This is a genomic window from Yersinia ruckeri ATCC 29473 (assembly GCF_000754815.1).
Classification (GTDB): Bacteria; Pseudomonadota; Gammaproteobacteria; order Enterobacterales; family Enterobacteriaceae; genus Yersinia; species Yersinia ruckeri.
This window is the reverse complement of the sequence record NZ_KN150747.1, coordinates 2,563,449-2,576,795: the sequence shown is the minus strand read 5'-3', so window position 1 is coordinate 2,576,795 and position 13,347 is coordinate 2,563,449. Positions and strand designations below refer to the sequence as shown.

Genomic DNA, 13,347 nt, shown 5'->3' with positions numbered 1-13,347 from the left:
AAATTCTGATAGAGCTTATGTGGTAAGGGCTAGAGGGCGATCTTACACATTTACGCATGAATCCTTACGCCTAGCCGTATTGTTAAAAATGCGTTGTTACGGAAAAAGGCTACCACATAGTATGTGCGGTGGGGAAAATAGTCGATTTCTTAGCGTAAGGCCTGCTGGGCATGGATAGCTTCGCTCTAGCATTCAATGAATTATTTTTCAAGCAAGAGAAGCCCATATAGAATGGGCTGTTACTTATGAGGATCTAGGTGTTTTTTTTTCTAAAACAGCAATCGGAAACCAGTATTCTATAACGTGCATATATTTATCTAACCAAACGCAAAGTACTACAGGGGGCGTATTATAATTATTAAAATCAGCCACGGTCATTTCTTTTTGTTCGGATTTAATATATACAATGTCACCTATGCGAAAACACATCCTTATTAAAACCCCTAAATATAAATAATCAAAAAAGCAAGCCACATATTTTGCAGCTTGCCAATTATTATTGATGATTGCCCTTGGCTACTCGACGATACATTCCTATTTCACTGATTTCACTTATGGTAAACTCAGTTAGATTTTTCTTTGCTGTACTCCCAGGTCTTATTTCAAAAGTATATAAAAGGTCCAATAACTCTTTTCTGCTATATTTTTGATCTGAGAAATAAGATGATAAATCCTCTTTCGACATATCCATAAGCTCTTCAACAGTTTTATGCGATTGTTTACGTGTGGCAAATATTATTTCGTCTATTATTTCTAACCGCTTTAGTTTAGCCGAGTTTTTTGGTAGAAGATCCCCAAAGGATTCGATTAACTCACTGTTTGTCATTTCACTTTTATCCAACCCAGCTTTAGTTCCATCAACACCAAGCCAAGAGATTAATTGTTTGATATCTATCATCGACAAACTCCCATAAACTCATTTGTTAGATTCTTAAACTGCCCCGCCTGCTTGTAGGCGTTGTTAATCTGAACATCATACACCGAAACACGATCCGCCGCAGCAACACGCAATCCATCACCCTCAGTGACGTAATACTCAAAGATATCTCCAGCCTGACGTAGCCTGTTGTACTCCAGTTGCTCAGTTTGCTTTAGTTCTTCCGCATACTCTCTAGCCATCATACCCATTGCACCTGCGAAGATAGTATCTTGGTAAGGATCACCGACGTTGAGTGCATTTCTTAGCATCTCGATATCTTCATTAACGTTTGCAATCTCGCCAATTACAGTAGCAACACCAATAGATGATTGACGGTCAAGTTTTACCGGCGAAACACAATAATCAGATGCATAGATTATTGACCTCATGACATCCGAAACTTCAGGGTGTGAATCAATTAAAATATAGTCGTATTTTTCTTCAATTGGGTCTAGAACCAATCTTATTGTTCTTAAATGCTGCAAAAGTATAGCGTTATTTGATCGTATATTATTTGTACTTGGAAGTTTATCTGTTGAAACAGTTGATAGCCGTGGATCAGCAGGTATAACATCGATATCAAGGTTGAATTTAATTATATTAATATCATCAGTTTGTTGAGTTGCACTGTATAACTGCTGATATTTATTAAATAAGGTAGTTCCTTTTGGATCTTGTTTACCAAAGTTTTCAATTAACTGAGGAAAGAAACGCCCAGTTATTCCGCCCCTTTGATAGTCTGCATCAATAACTAGCACCTTTTTATTATGGAACCGACTTAGTCCTTCAGCAATATGGTAGCAAGATGTTGTTTTACCTACGCCGCCTTTTTCACTAATAAAACCAACTGTTATTGCCATTTTTTATTTCCTTATTCATTTACATTATTTTTATAAAAAATTATATATAAACGCCAGCAGGTAGTTCGACACTCCCAAAGCTAAATAAAGCATTACTTTTTTACTTAGAAAATAGGCCTGTCAGAAATTCCTCATTTCTGCCGCTGTACAGCATCAAGATCCCCCCATTGATACACTCTAATTGTATCAGAGGTATATGCTTTAGTGACATAGCGGCTAGTAGGCAACCCGAAGCAAAAAACTGTCCATTTACCCCAAAAAGAAGACCTAGTCCCTGTTCGCTCTACAAAGCCGTTTAAATCGTGAAATGAAAGGTCGGTTCGGGTCGGAAGGTTATCCCTACACCGAACTAGAGAAATTCGGTACTGTATGAGTATACCTTCCTTGAACTACTGCAAATTGATACTTCTTAGGCAGCAATACCACAATTAAACAGAACCGGTTCTCAAAAATAACTAAAACAGTACCGTTCTGCTTTGTTCTAGCCTATCTCCACATATCTACTTCAGCACAGGATCCATTCGTACCCTACTGGTGAAGTGCTTCTAGCTTTAGTCTGTTGCATTTGTGGTTACAGCAAAGTTGGCTCGATATACAGCGTTGAGGACTAACGAGGATACAATGAATTAATGGGTTAATAACTTATTAAGTTAACTACTTGGTAAGTTATTAGCCCGGAATTTATGAGCGGCTAGTTGGCCTTCCAGCTTTAAAGGCTTCTCTAATGCGGAGTTGAACTTAAATTAAATTGGCGTATTTTTACATCGTAAATCAATAACAAGGAAATATTATGAAGGACAGGATGGATGCGGGATTGATCGTAGGACATTTTTCAGGGAAGTGGGCTAAATGGGCGTTTGTTGCAAGTTTCATTTTTGGCCTATTTCCCGCTAAACAATACGGTGCCGAATCGGTAACACTTGTGTGCATTGCGTTCTTATTCATGATGATGCATATCGCAACAAACAAGTTAACAATTGGTCGTTGGGTCTTGTGACCAATGGTCTAAGTACTATCAACGGATTTCAAATTTAAAAGCTATTAAACTCATAACTTAGTTGCTTAATAGCTTAATACTTCAAGGAGTTGTAGCACGCCGTTTGTGCAGATTAGGGTTCTTTCCCCTGCCAGCTTCTGAACGACTGCGACCTCTGCATCGTTTGTTTAAGCGTGATATGTCCCATACCTTTGCAGACAACCATTAAGCTAATAACTAATTAAGTTAGCAGCTTAACAAGTTACTAACTCCGTAGTGCTTCATTCGCCTGTTTTTATTTTCAGTACAGCGCTTAACTTCTCGGATGCATCCTGAGCAGTAAAAATCTCAATCGCTGCTTTGATAACGTCTGATCGGGTAATACCCAAATGGCCATTAACAGCCGCGCTCTTTATAACGTCATCTAACGAATCGATATGCGATTCTGTCAGACTGGCAGAGATAGCCTTATAGCTGCGTTTACGGCCATTACCGGCGCTATCTTTTTTAGGCAGAGAAGTAGCTGCGTTGATGAAATCGCTCTCCGATTTGATGTTACGGTTTTTCATAGGATCACTTCCTCCACTAGATTTTTAATCTCGTCTTTTGCCTTGGTATTCTCGCTTTCTTGCACGGTTACGCTGTCACCCCATGTATCGCGATAAATCTTGCGATCACATACACGGCTGTTAACGAGCGATAGTGACGGATACTCTTTCAGGAGGTCTGCGGCCTGATGCGCTTCATCGACAAAAATATTAGTCGGGCACATATTTAGCAGGACATAGCCTTTTGCAGTTTCGTTGTAATCAAGCGCGGTATTAAAGACGTTTGATATATGTGAAACAGTGTCTAAATCCATCTGGGAAGGGCGGATAGGAGTAATGAAGATATTAGCGGCTAACAGACCAGAACGGAGTTCCTGGCTGTCTCGGCCTGCGGTATCGGCGATCACGTAGTCATAGTGCTTATCCAGTTCAAACAACGTATTTTTGATGTTGCCCGACGCTGAGACAACCGGTAGACGTTGGCGGCCTTCGTCCCTGTCGTTGTACCAGCTCATGACTGATTGCTGGTCATCAGCATCAACAATCATCACGCTGTGTCCTTTCTCCAGCAGATACCCGCCAATGTTGACGGCTAACGTTGATTTCCCAACTCCGCCTTTTTGAGAACCGATAACTATTATCATAAACACCTCAATAAGTTATTAAGCTAATAAGTTACTAATATTTGATGATTATAGTTTGCCTAACCATTAAGTCAATAAGTTATTAACTTAATAAGTAAATTAGAAAATGAAGCAGAGAAAGCGCCAAAAAATCGGGTTTCCGTCAATAAACAAGGTGAAATCGAATCTGATATTTCATTAACAAATTAGCAACATGAAAAAAGGATTTTCAGGGCGGATAAGTGAGAGTTTTACGCCTTCCGGCGGCTGCAGCGCATGAGTGCCGATCAGGAAGGGCGCTAAATGACCATTATGTTAAAGAGAGTCAGTTTCGCCAAAACGTTCCAATAACTTCATCGATTGATGAAATAACGAACGAAAAATGAAACTGTGTGATATCCCCAAAAATATTACTTTTAATAATTGAATATATGTTGCGTAACTAAATGTTTCCCATAGAATTCAATCCCCCCCCTCACCCATGAGGTGGGCTCAGCTGATGCCTACAAATGATCAGCTATTCTATCATTTTAATGGAGATTAAGCCCATGGCTTATATAAGAACCATTCACCTAACACGAGGAACAGAGCATGTCATTCGAGGAAAACCAAAACGACGAAGTAATTAACGCAGTACCTGAAGATTCCAACGCTGAAAAATTGGATGAACACGATATTTTGGCACTAGCCAAAATCGAAGCATTAACTGATTCCACTTTTCAGGAATGTAGTTCTGTACTACCTGCGGAAACAACTACCAATCGCCTACAGTTCGGCCTTCATGGCGGTAGTAGTGTTTTTTTCAACAACGTAGGGTCAGACACACGTTTTTGTGTGCCTGGCGGGAAAACTGGCACGATTTACTTAGCCAAAGATCCACTTACTGCGATGAAAGAAGTTTTACAGAACACGCTCAGTATGACGGAATCTGACCTTGATAATTACATCATGGCAGATGTAGTGACACTCAAGGATTTAAAGGTCGTGCAGTCTTCTGCACTTCTCGCGCAAACCAGTATCAAGCTTCATGATCTGACCACCTCATCGAGGTCAGTAACACAGAAACTGGCGGAAAAGGCTCACGCAGCAGGAATGGATGGGATTGAGTTTGTATCTAATGTCACAGCCCAGACTTGTTATGCGATTTGGCATAACGATCCCAGCGGGGATGGAATTGCAACCACAGCATCACAGACTTCTCTCAGTAAGTTAACCATCAATGGTGAGGAAGCCGCTGACGTTCTGGTGTATAAATTGAAAATTCCAGTAGAAGAATAAAACAAGGGGGGCAAGCACCCCCTTCATCAGGCTGGATCCTGAGTACCTTCAAGGCGAGCTAATCTTTTAAGCTCATTCATTACTATTTCATTAGGTTTTTCTTTCAATAATTGGGCTACAGTAAATTCTCTGCCTTTTGGATTTAATCCATCTAAAGTAGTATTTCTTTTTTTCATGAAAAATGAATATTTCATTCTGTCACTGAAATTTTGTAATAAAGGAATTAGTTCATCCATTCCCTTTAAGACACTACTATTCGAATTTTCTTTTTCTTTTTCTTTAACAAACTGAAAAACAGGGTAGAAAAACTCTCCATCGAGGTTTAAAGCCAATAATTTATTATTGTCCTTTCTGGTTTTTACCGTAACTTTAGATTTTCCAATCTCTTTTGCAACCTCAGCGGAGGAAAGCACGCCACCATGCTCACGTAAGGTATTTAGAAATATAGCCTTACTATATTGCCGACGAAATAACTTTTTCTTTTCAGGCGTTAAAGCATTTAAAGCTTTATCTTTAAATATGCTATTTAACATTTCTAATACGAAAACAGGGTCAGTTTTACCCATGCTCTCAATAGAGATCGGAGTTACACCTGTGCCAATTGAACCAGCATAGTCTGTAACTATGTCACGGAAGCGCTCAGCAGCTAAGACATTGATCTTGTTTTCAGCGTCTGCTGTTTTGTTGCGCTGTTTTTCATGAACGGTAGTCATTGCGCACCTCTTTTATAATCAAACTTAACGATTTCATAGAAACGACTCTAGCGCAAATCGTTAAGTAGTGCAACTTTTCATCAAAAAGAAGCTTAGATGATTACGGCATTTGCTTGATGAGCTGAGGGCTGGCTCTCAGCCTTTCATCATCCGCCGCTCTTTAAGTGCCCAGTATGAGAGACAAAACGTCAGCGAAACTAGCCGACGTCTAATACCCATTGGGGAAACAGAAAACATTGTACGTGAGACTACTTTTTAATCAGGTCCCACTTCTTTATAGAGGGCCTGAATGCGACAAACCTGGGAAGCACTGTAGCCTGTCGCGTCTGCTGTTTCCCGGATGCTCAGTTTCTTAATCTGCCGGTAGTACAGGACTTTCTGATGTCGTTCCTGATCTGCCTGTTTTCCCCGGTATTTACCCAGCGTATGTGCACGTTCAATTCCCTGTTTTTGCCGCTGGCGGCGACTCAGCCAGTCCTTATGCGACATCGCGGCCATCAGGTCGATAAGCATGTTATTAATGGCGGTTATCACGGCGCGAGTGATTGGGTCAGCTTGCGAAGGATCTTTCTCTGACAGAGCCTGCCATGATGTGGGGACATCCAGGCTGACAATCCGTAACTCATGCTGCTCAATCTGCTTTTTCAACGTCATCCAGTCGCTGTGGCTGAGACGGGTCAGGCGGTCTATCTGCTCGACCAGCAGAATATCATTGTGGTGACTGTCCATCAGTAAGCGACCTAGCTCAGGGCGATCAAGTTTTGTCCCACTGATGTTCTCCCGGTAGTAGCTGGCTATTTTATGTCCTCGCTCCAGGACGAACTGCTCCAGCATCTCTTTTGCCCGATCGGCGAACTGGTCTTCCGTCGATGCCCTTAAATAAGCTCTGATGAACATTTTTCAACCGCCTTTGTCGCATTTACGTTATTGCATTTAATCTATCGCATATAGGTTATGTTATTAATCGTATGCCGTCACGTTTTGGTTATGGCTTCAGGGTGTACCCCATTGCGAAAGGCAAGTTAGTACAATAATAGGCCTACCGTACAATATTACCCGTTTCCCAAACGGACCCCGGAGTCAGCCAGCCTGCGATAACTCAAATTGAGCAACGAGGCAACGATGTTAAGCTGGCAACACTTAAACGTTATATTGAGGCAATGGGCGGGAAGCTGAGTCTGACCGTTGAGTTGCCAGAAGGAGGAGGGCGGATATTTCATATCTGACCTACCATAAATACTAAGGAGAAAAAATGCTGATAAAAATAAGGGTATTCAATGAGCTTCAGGAAGAAGTCATTTTTTACCAAACAGAAATTGACCCAGTAGCCATGATCGATATTGCTCGTTCGCGGGAAGATATGGTCAGGGAAAAAGGGAAGGCTTTTGCGCAAGGTGCTCGGGCAGCAGCTCATTGAGGCAGTGAAGATAGACGACCTAAAGGAAATTGAAACATGTGCCATCAATGCAGCTATGGCCGCTTGGTTATGTGATTCAATCTTTAGTGGGGTCACTGCGCAGCAGTTTAAAACCTCGAATATCGACTTTAGCCTCCATCCTACCGGGATGGTTGTCTACAAACGTTTTCCGGCATAGATTCCTATCAGGTAGTCGGATAAGCGCAGCCTGTTGCTAGACTGCACTTATCCGACTCAACAGCTGGTTTTGCTGTGATTTAATACCCATCTGAACTTTTTTTATCCGCTAGGTCGCTTATTGATTTTTTTATAAAAGGGTCATTTAATAACCTATTATAATCCTTATATATATAATCAAAGTGCATAGAAAATAAAAATATCTTTTCTATGTATTTTTCAGGGATTTTCTTTGAGAAATTTTTTATGTTTATTAGAATTTCTATGTCACTTGCCGAAACACCTGGTATTTCCAAGTAACTGGCAATTTTTCTCTTCGAAAAAACAGGCTCCCTATTTTCTGCTGACAGGGCTATTATTGCTGTTCTGGTGCACCAAGATATTTTTTTATTAGCCTTTTTTTTGTTTTTTATTCTGTCATACGAAATTGCAATTTCCGACACTAAGAAAATCGCTTTACTTATTTCGTAGTCATAGTTTTTTTTGTATTCAAATTTTGAAAAAATATCAGAAATCAAATCCTCCCCGTATAACGGTATCGACTCTTCTTTTAAATGCAAGGCAAATAGATCACCCGATGTCATTTTCTCTAATATAGTTTCCTCAGGATATAGAAAAAGATGTACAGATTCATGTGCTATAGATTTTATCTTTTCACCATCATAAATACCAAGAAGGTCTATATCAGAACCAGCATCACTATCGTGACGAGCTTTACTACCAAATAAAACAAGTGATTTCATATATATTAAAGAGGCTCATTTGAGCCTCTTCCTGGGTTAGTAAACTTGAACATTCGATCTGACATTTCCTTGGTATCCACCCAAATCTATGGTGAGATGCCATTGCCCTGTGGATGGAACTTCAAGCCGCGTTCGTGATGATGTTATATGCCCACCATAATAATGGTGCTGCTTCCTATTTTTATAATTATTAAAATTATAAGAATCCATAAGTTTTACATTTGCTGCATTTCCAGACAATGTGACTGAAACTACTTGCCCAGCTTTTAGCGTTCTCAGGTCGTGATGTGTAAATCTCATTTGATGATCTCTAAGGATTGAGACTGTTGACCTTTCCCCTAAAAATTGAGATTCTACTCAACAGTCTCTTTGCTGATGACTATTGCACTTTCCCCGCAAAAGTTAAGTGCAACACATAAATAAAGGGGTATTGGTTAAACCAATACCCCTTTATTTTTCCTTACGTACTCCCTTGAACGGAGTACCATCTGATTTTACGTCCATGAAACGTCCTGTTTCAGTATCGCGCTTAACCCAAGTATCCGTTACTGGATTAAATGTCTGAGAGCGCTGACGAACCATACCGATTCGACTGTTGTCTTTTGGAGGATTTGTGGCCATTTGAACCTCTTTAGATAAATGCTGAGAAGACCGTTCTTCTCATGCATCTACAATGTAGCGCATGGGGTTACATTTGTCAACAATCGCATATCATTTTGATCTGCGCTTACCACAAAAAAGATGCTTATTCGGTGGTGCATGCTATAATGAATCATGGTTTACCACGGGGTTTCATTATGAACTTTCAATTTTTTTTAGAAAAAAACCAAGAGCTAGCTATTAGGTTATCTTTTATAGATTTTAAAATTTTTTATACAGGTGTCTTATCAAGATCTGACTTGATGGAAGAGTTTGGGGTTTCTGAAATAACTGCTAGTAGGATTATATCCGAGTATAAAGAAATAAGAGCAGATAACCTTTATTACAATCAGTCAGAAAAGAAATTCTTTTTGAATTTAAAAGATTTCATTCCGTTTGTCGAGTTAAAGGCAGAAGATGCACTTTTTATGCTTGCAAATGGCTTTGATAAAAATAGAATAATAAAAAACAAAGGATTTATTAAATTTGAAAGAATAGGTGTTAACACCAATCCAATATGCAATAAGAAAGTTTCAGCAATAACCAGAGCTATTTTCCAAGGGTTAATGATTTCTTGTATTTATAATTCAGCTGCCGGGCGTGATTTGTCCGAGAGATCTATTGTTCCGCTTGTTATCTTGTTTGATGGGATAAATTGGATTTTCAGAGCTAATCATCCTGGGGCTAATGGTAACGTTAAATATAAAAATTTTAATTTCTCTAGGATAATTAGCGTAAATGATGATGGCGTAAAAGTTGGTAGAGAATATGGTTTGGATTATGATGAACTATGGAATGGTGTCGTTCCTTTAGATATAGAGATTAAAAGTGATCTCGACAAAGATGCAAAAGAACGTGTAAGGCGTGACTACGGAATGGCAGATAATGAGGATAAAATTCTCATGACTGAAAGGGCTGCGTTCGTTTGGATAATGTTGAATCAATGGAAAATTAGATATAGTGGTAACAAAGATTTTTTACAGGATAATTACCTTCTCGAACTTAAAAATGAAGAGATGTTAAAAAAATATGGTGCTATACCTTGATTAATTTGAGTATTTTTCCCCGTTAGCCTTAACTTTAATCACGCTACAAAGCGTAGATAAACTGGAAAGAAAAACCATTGCTACCAACGGTGGTTTTTCAATAATTGTTGTTAAGCAAGCTTAACAACGTCGATCCGTAAACTTGTTACCGACTCTTCGTGCCAATCAGGGTTGGCTAGGCAAAGCGCGGCAGCGTGTTTATATTTACAGTAAATGGCGTTTATGGTTCATCTGTTGGTGCAAAATACGTGCAATCAGAATATCCGTATCACGAACCGTATAAAAAATGGTATGTCGCTGAAATTCAATGCGCATCACACCGGGAACAGCATGGTAGTCCCTTCCCATATCTGGCATTCCGGCCAGTGTCTCGAAAAATGCCTCAAGTGCGTCTGTATAATGGTCTGCCTGAGCTTCACCAAATTTCAAGAGCGTATAGTCATAAATCCCGGCGAAGTCTTCTGCCGCCCGTTCGGTGAGTTTATACACGATGTCTCAGTTTTCTTTGTGCTGCAATATCCCGCAGTGATAGCGAGCTTTCACCGCTTTCCAGCCCAGCAATAACAGCCTGGCGAATAACTTCATCGTTTGTTTCCTGTTGCTCCAGCAATCGCAGAGCAGAGCGCATAACTTCACTCGCCGAGCCGTAACGGCCGCTGTCTATTAATCGATTGATAAACGAATCGAGTTGCTCGCCAATCGTAACGCTTGTTGTTCTAGCCATAACGCCCCCTGTGTTAACTATTAACACAATGATAGGAATACTTGCTCCTGGTGTCAACGGATGCACCCAAACGGATTTTGCCCCTTTCCTGCCAGACCGGTTTTTTAGCTTACTTTTAACGATGAAGAAGGTAAGGGCGAAAAGCGCCTTTTCGCTGGATTGCGTCTCGTTAACTCCCTGCCTCCGGGCAAAGTCCGGAGGTGCTACTTAAGAACTTTTCTTGACCCCTCGGAGTGGTTGCCACTACACATTTGGTTTAGATACAACATTCGGTATTATAGTGGTGTTTTTCCTTGCCTTTAGAGCGGAGAGAGGGTTTAACAGAGGAGTTCACGGTCGATCTTGCACATTACCATTTTTGATGTTGTAACTATTATTCCTTACTAAGACTGCCGCTAAGCGTAGGGCTACTTTTCAGTATACTGGATCCAAAAATGATCCTTTCGGGTGCAGGATCACCGTCTAAAACGTCCTGAGAGTGCTCATATTGATTTCTTTAAAAAAAAATGTGCCTACGTATTTCGAACGGTTAAAAGCCTTTATAGGGCTTTTGAGGCAGATTTAAAGGGTGGGTTAAAAATACTGGCTTGTGATTTTGAACGCTTATGCTTAAGCGATTTGGTTTTGTAGCGATTTTTTAGTTATCCACAGTGTGTGGCCTTAATAACTTTTTTATCTTATTGAAAACCTTATTCCTAACTTATTTAACCTTAGTGATCTTAATAGACTTAGGTAACATTTTTTTAACACCGTAAAGTTTTGATTATAATGAATTATATTTTATTATTGGGTTTGAAAGGTGGATGCCTATGCCACGAAAGGTGGATGCCTATGCCGTGAAAGGTGGATGCCTATGCCGTGAAAGGTGGATGCCTATGCCGTGAAAGGTGGATGCCTATGCCGTTGAGGTGGATGCCTATGCCGTGAAAGGTGGATGCCTATGCCGTGAAAGGTGGATGCCTATGCCGTTGGATGATGCTGTTTTTAGCATAGGACTGTAATTTACCTACCGGTTTAATAATTTCATTTAGTTAAAGCCTTCAAAGTTATAGTTGTGCGGAATTATTGGTTATCTACTAACCTATTATCCCTCTAAGCCCTTCTCAAAGGTGGATGCCTATGCCGTGGGTGGCGGATTTTACAATGCGGATAAATCCCCAATTGACAATCCACCTTTAGGTGTTAGTATCTCTTTGACTGCTTCTTAATTCCGAGGTTGAGAAATGAAGGTATCGGAGACTACTAAAATTAGACACAGGCATGAAATTAATGCCACGTTCTCAAAAATGGCTTTAGCTGCAAAGCGTGTCCTATTTATGGCTATAGCACAGGTTGATTCAAAGCAGCTGATTGAGAGGGGGCAAACATTCGTTGTCAGCGCTAATGATTATGCATCAATAGCGAATGTCGATATATCTGTAGCCTATAAGCAATTAAAAGATGCCGGTGAAGAGTTGCAGGGTATGACATTAGAAATACCTAAAAGCGAACTACTTCCACCTTTTCAAAGAGCGGGTGAACCTTTGATTTGGAAAAAGCCAGTTGGTAACGGTGTCAGGCTTCTAAATCTTACTGAATATATTGATTACGAGGCAGGTGATGGTTTCATCGAGATTAATTTTACAAGGCAAATGGAGCCTTATATTTGTCGACTAAAAGACGGATATACGACGCAAGTTCTATTGTCTGCCGTTCGCCTAAGTGATCCAAATGCCTCAAATCTCTATCAGCTTATTAGAAAAAAAATAAGCTCAGGAATGATTAAGTATTTCGATATAACAATTGACCAACTAAAGGATGAACTGAATTTATTTAAGTTAGATACAGAAACAACTGAAAAAATTTATCTATATCCAGAATTTAAAGATTTTAATAAGGCTGTGATAAAAAAATCTCTTTTGTCGATAGAAAAGCTTACTGAGTTAGGGAAACTTAATGCAGAAGTGATTGAAAAGAGGAATCGTAAGGCGTATGCCGTGCGGATTTCTTATTCTATAAAAGATTTCGGAACACTCGCTGTGGAATGATTACTTATTTTTGACTGATTTTAATCAGTGCGCCATTGCAGCCGTGTTCGAGACGGCTGCAATGGCTAACCATACTTACCTAACCAAGAGGCCATATGGCTGTTTTCAATTTTACACAACTCGATAGTCTCATACAAATGAGAGTGCTTTTTCCTGAGCTTACAGATAAACAATTTAAGCTGTCATTTATGTGGGCATGGGGAATGGATCTGTCTTCCTTAGCTGAAACAAACGAGTCTAGTGTTGATGCGGTTAAGAAAAATTTGCAGAGGAGTCGTACTGCAATGGGGTTAGAGCATGCTGAAACAATGCGTAGCACTATCCTGCTCCGTGTCTTTGTCGGATTATGGGAAAACAGAAAATAGGACATTTCTTTAGAGATTTTATTGTTAATGGCTAGGCGTAAGGATTCGTACGTAAATGTGTAAGATCGCCCTCTAGCCTTCGCCACATCTGGCCTGTCAGAATATGGTGATAGTTGAACGTTACAAATACTACTGAGTTTCGTATCCGTCAGTGTTGGTACTATCCATTTCATTCACCTGCTTTTTTCGCTCACGTTTGACTATTCCCAGTACCGTATTTTTACTCAGATCCAGATGCCGGCCAATCTGCCGGTAGGACTGGCCTTCAGCGACAAGCGCTAACACCTTCGGG

17 protein-coding genes and 1 pseudogene are annotated in these 13,347 nt (G+C 40.1%); 7 read left to right on the top strand and 11 right to left on the bottom strand.

What is annotated here, in order from left to right; translation table 11 throughout:
* Positions 1-496: 496 nt before the first annotated feature.
* Together DJ39_RS11415 and DJ39_RS11410 are read right to left on the bottom strand one after the other, a co-directional pair.
* Positions 497-898: a hypothetical protein gene (locus tag DJ39_RS11415; RefSeq protein ID WP_038251379.1), complete on the bottom strand. Its 402-nt coding sequence runs from the start codon at positions 896-898 to the stop codon at positions 497-499.
* Positions 895-1,779: a ParA family protein gene (locus DJ39_RS11410; RefSeq protein WP_004723273.1), complete on the bottom strand. Its 885-nt coding sequence runs from the start codon at positions 1,777-1,779 to the stop codon at positions 895-897. The genes DJ39_RS11415 and DJ39_RS11410 overlap by 4 nt, the downstream gene beginning before the upstream one ends.
* Before the next feature lie 790 nt (positions 1,780-2,569).
* On the opposite strand from DJ39_RS11410, the gene DJ39_RS11405 reads away from it, so the two are divergent.
* Positions 2,570-2,776: a hypothetical protein gene (locus DJ39_RS11405; protein WP_038251378.1), complete on the top strand. Its 207-nt coding sequence runs from the start codon at positions 2,570-2,572 to the stop codon at positions 2,774-2,776.
* 260 nt (positions 2,777-3,036) lie between these two features.
* Here the strand turns inward: DJ39_RS11405 and DJ39_RS11400 are convergent, their stop codons facing one another.
* Positions 3,037-3,324, bottom strand: a complete 288-nt coding sequence (locus DJ39_RS11400) for a hypothetical protein (protein WP_038251376.1) — start codon at positions 3,322-3,324, stop codon at positions 3,037-3,039.
* Positions 3,321-3,947 (bottom strand): ParA family protein, encoded by a 627-nt coding sequence (locus DJ39_RS11395; protein WP_004723272.1) that lies wholly within the window; start codon positions 3,945-3,947, stop codon positions 3,321-3,323. Before DJ39_RS11395 ends, DJ39_RS11400 begins: the two co-directional genes overlap by 4 nt.
* Before the next feature lie 570 nt (positions 3,948-4,517).
* Between DJ39_RS11395 and DJ39_RS11390 the strand changes: the two genes are divergently transcribed.
* A complete protein-coding gene (locus tag DJ39_RS11390; protein WP_004723271.1) occupies positions 4,518-5,204 on the top strand; it encodes an RES family NAD+ phosphorylase in 687 nt (228 codons plus the stop codon).
* 26 nt (positions 5,205-5,230) lie between these two features.
* Here DJ39_RS11390 and DJ39_RS11385 read toward each other — a convergent pair whose 3' ends face one another.
* Complete coding sequence (locus tag DJ39_RS11385) at positions 5,231-5,917, bottom strand: hypothetical protein (RefSeq protein WP_004723270.1); 687 nt, start codon at positions 5,915-5,917, stop codon at positions 5,231-5,233.
* Positions 5,918-6,172: 255 nt separating this feature from the next.
* Entirely contained in the window at positions 6,173-6,814 is a 642-nt protein-coding gene (locus DJ39_RS11380) for a recombinase family protein (RefSeq protein WP_004723269.1), read from the bottom strand.
* Positions 6,815-6,993: 179 nt separating this feature from the next.
* On the opposite strand from DJ39_RS11380, the pseudogene DJ39_RS17510 reads away from it, so the two are divergent.
* Together DJ39_RS17510 and DJ39_RS17955 are read left to right on the top strand one after the other, a co-directional pair.
* Positions 6,994-7,143, top strand: a pseudogene (locus DJ39_RS17510) (helix-turn-helix domain-containing protein); the annotation flags it as partial.
* 26 nt (positions 7,144-7,169) lie between these two features.
* On the top strand, positions 7,170-7,334 hold the full coding sequence (locus DJ39_RS17955) for a hypothetical protein (protein WP_004723268.1): 165 nt from the start codon (positions 7,170-7,172) through the stop codon (positions 7,332-7,334).
* A gap of 257 nt (positions 7,335-7,591) precedes the next feature.
* On the opposite strand, the gene DJ39_RS11370 is transcribed toward DJ39_RS17955, so the two are convergent.
* The 3 genes from DJ39_RS11370 to DJ39_RS18120 form a co-directional block, all read right to left on the bottom strand.
* Positions 7,592-8,254 (bottom strand): hypothetical protein, encoded by a 663-nt coding sequence (locus DJ39_RS11370; protein ID WP_038251374.1) that lies wholly within the window; start codon positions 8,252-8,254, stop codon positions 7,592-7,594.
* 36 nt (positions 8,255-8,290) lie between these two features.
* Positions 8,291-8,554: a DUF1883 domain-containing protein gene (locus DJ39_RS18460; RefSeq protein WP_071815399.1), complete on the bottom strand. Its 264-nt coding sequence runs from the start codon at positions 8,552-8,554 to the stop codon at positions 8,291-8,293.
* Between the two features lie 150 nt (positions 8,555-8,704).
* Positions 8,705-8,875 (bottom strand): hypothetical protein, encoded by a 171-nt coding sequence (locus tag DJ39_RS18120; protein ID WP_169309805.1) that lies wholly within the window; start codon positions 8,873-8,875, stop codon positions 8,705-8,707.
* A 176-nt stretch (positions 8,876-9,051) separates the two neighbouring features.
* Here DJ39_RS18120 and DJ39_RS11365 point away from each other — a divergent pair, with 176 nt between their 5' ends.
* The gene (locus DJ39_RS11365; RefSeq protein ID WP_049688246.1) at positions 9,052-9,939 is read left to right on the top strand and encodes a BrxR family helix-turn-helix transcriptional regulator; all 888 of its coding nucleotides are present in this window, start codon (positions 9,052-9,054) and stop codon (positions 9,937-9,939) included.
* 204 nt (positions 9,940-10,143) lie between these two features.
* Here DJ39_RS11365 and DJ39_RS11360 read toward each other — a convergent pair whose 3' ends face one another.
* The gene (locus DJ39_RS11360; RefSeq protein WP_038251372.1) at positions 10,144-10,428 is read right to left on the bottom strand and encodes a type II toxin-antitoxin system RelE/ParE family toxin; all 285 of its coding nucleotides are present in this window, start codon (positions 10,426-10,428) and stop codon (positions 10,144-10,146) included.
* Positions 10,421-10,663, bottom strand: coding sequence for a type II toxin-antitoxin system ParD family antitoxin (locus DJ39_RS11355; protein ID WP_038251370.1), 243 nt, complete (start codon positions 10,661-10,663; stop codon positions 10,421-10,423). The genes DJ39_RS11360 and DJ39_RS11355 overlap by 8 nt, the downstream gene beginning before the upstream one ends.
* Positions 10,664-11,886: 1,223 nt before the next feature.
* On the opposite strand from DJ39_RS11355, the gene DJ39_RS11350 reads away from it, so the two are divergent.
* Together DJ39_RS11350 and DJ39_RS11345 are read left to right on the top strand one after the other, a co-directional pair.
* Positions 11,887-12,690, top strand: coding sequence for a replication initiation protein (locus DJ39_RS11350; RefSeq protein WP_004723260.1), 804 nt, complete (start codon positions 11,887-11,889; stop codon positions 12,688-12,690).
* Between the two features lie 95 nt (positions 12,691-12,785).
* Positions 12,786-13,055 (top strand): hypothetical protein, encoded by a 270-nt coding sequence (locus tag DJ39_RS11345; RefSeq protein WP_038251368.1) that lies wholly within the window; start codon positions 12,786-12,788, stop codon positions 13,053-13,055.
* The last annotated feature ends 292 nt before the right edge of the window (positions 13,056-13,347 follow it).

What these genes read in the sequence shown, in the direction of transcription:
- DJ39_RS18460 (WP_071815399.1), bottom strand. Translation starts at nt 8,554, where the DNA reads ATGAGATTTACACATCACGACCTGAGAACGCTAAAAGCTGGGCAAGTA.
- DJ39_RS11370 (WP_038251374.1), bottom strand. Translation starts at nt 8,254, where the DNA reads ATGAAATCACTTGTTTTATTTGGTAGTAAAGCTCGTCACGATAGTGAT.
- DJ39_RS11405 (WP_038251378.1), top strand. Translation starts at nt 2,570, where the DNA reads ATGAAGGACAGGATGGATGCGGGATTGATCGTAGGACATTTTTCAGGG.
- DJ39_RS11395 (WP_004723272.1), bottom strand. Translation starts at nt 3,947, where the DNA reads ATGATAATAGTTATCGGTTCTCAAAAAGGCGGAGTTGGGAAATCAACG.
- DJ39_RS11400 (WP_038251376.1), bottom strand. Translation starts at nt 3,324, where the DNA reads ATGAAAAACCGTAACATCAAATCGGAGAGCGATTTCATCAACGCAGCT.
- DJ39_RS11390 (WP_004723271.1), top strand. Translation starts at nt 4,518, where the DNA reads ATGTCATTCGAGGAAAACCAAAACGACGAAGTAATTAACGCAGTACCT.
- DJ39_RS18120 (WP_169309805.1), bottom strand. Translation starts at nt 8,875, where the DNA reads ATGGCCACAAATCCTCCAAAAGACAACAGTCGAATCGGTATGGTTCGT.
- DJ39_RS11410 (WP_004723273.1), bottom strand. Translation starts at nt 1,779, where the DNA reads ATGGCAATAACAGTTGGTTTTATTAGTGAAAAAGGCGGCGTAGGTAAA.
- DJ39_RS11385 (WP_004723270.1), bottom strand. Translation starts at nt 5,917, where the DNA reads ATGACTACCGTTCATGAAAAACAGCGCAACAAAACAGCAGACGCTGAA.
- DJ39_RS11355 (WP_038251370.1), bottom strand. Translation starts at nt 10,663, where the DNA reads ATGGCTAGAACAACAAGCGTTACGATTGGCGAGCAACTCGATTCGTTT.
- DJ39_RS11415 (WP_038251379.1), bottom strand. Translation starts at nt 898, where the DNA reads ATGATAGATATCAAACAATTAATCTCTTGGCTTGGTGTTGATGGAACT.
- DJ39_RS11380 (WP_004723269.1), bottom strand. Translation starts at nt 6,814, where the DNA reads ATGTTCATCAGAGCTTATTTAAGGGCATCGACGGAAGACCAGTTCGCC.
- DJ39_RS11350 (WP_004723260.1), top strand. Translation starts at nt 11,887, where the DNA reads ATGAAGGTATCGGAGACTACTAAAATTAGACACAGGCATGAAATTAAT.
- DJ39_RS11365 (WP_049688246.1), top strand. Translation starts at nt 9,052, where the DNA reads ATGAACTTTCAATTTTTTTTAGAAAAAAACCAAGAGCTAGCTATTAGG.
- DJ39_RS17955 (WP_004723268.1), top strand. Translation starts at nt 7,170, where the DNA reads ATGCTGATAAAAATAAGGGTATTCAATGAGCTTCAGGAAGAAGTCATT.
- DJ39_RS11345 (WP_038251368.1), top strand. Translation starts at nt 12,786, where the DNA reads ATGGCTGTTTTCAATTTTACACAACTCGATAGTCTCATACAAATGAGA.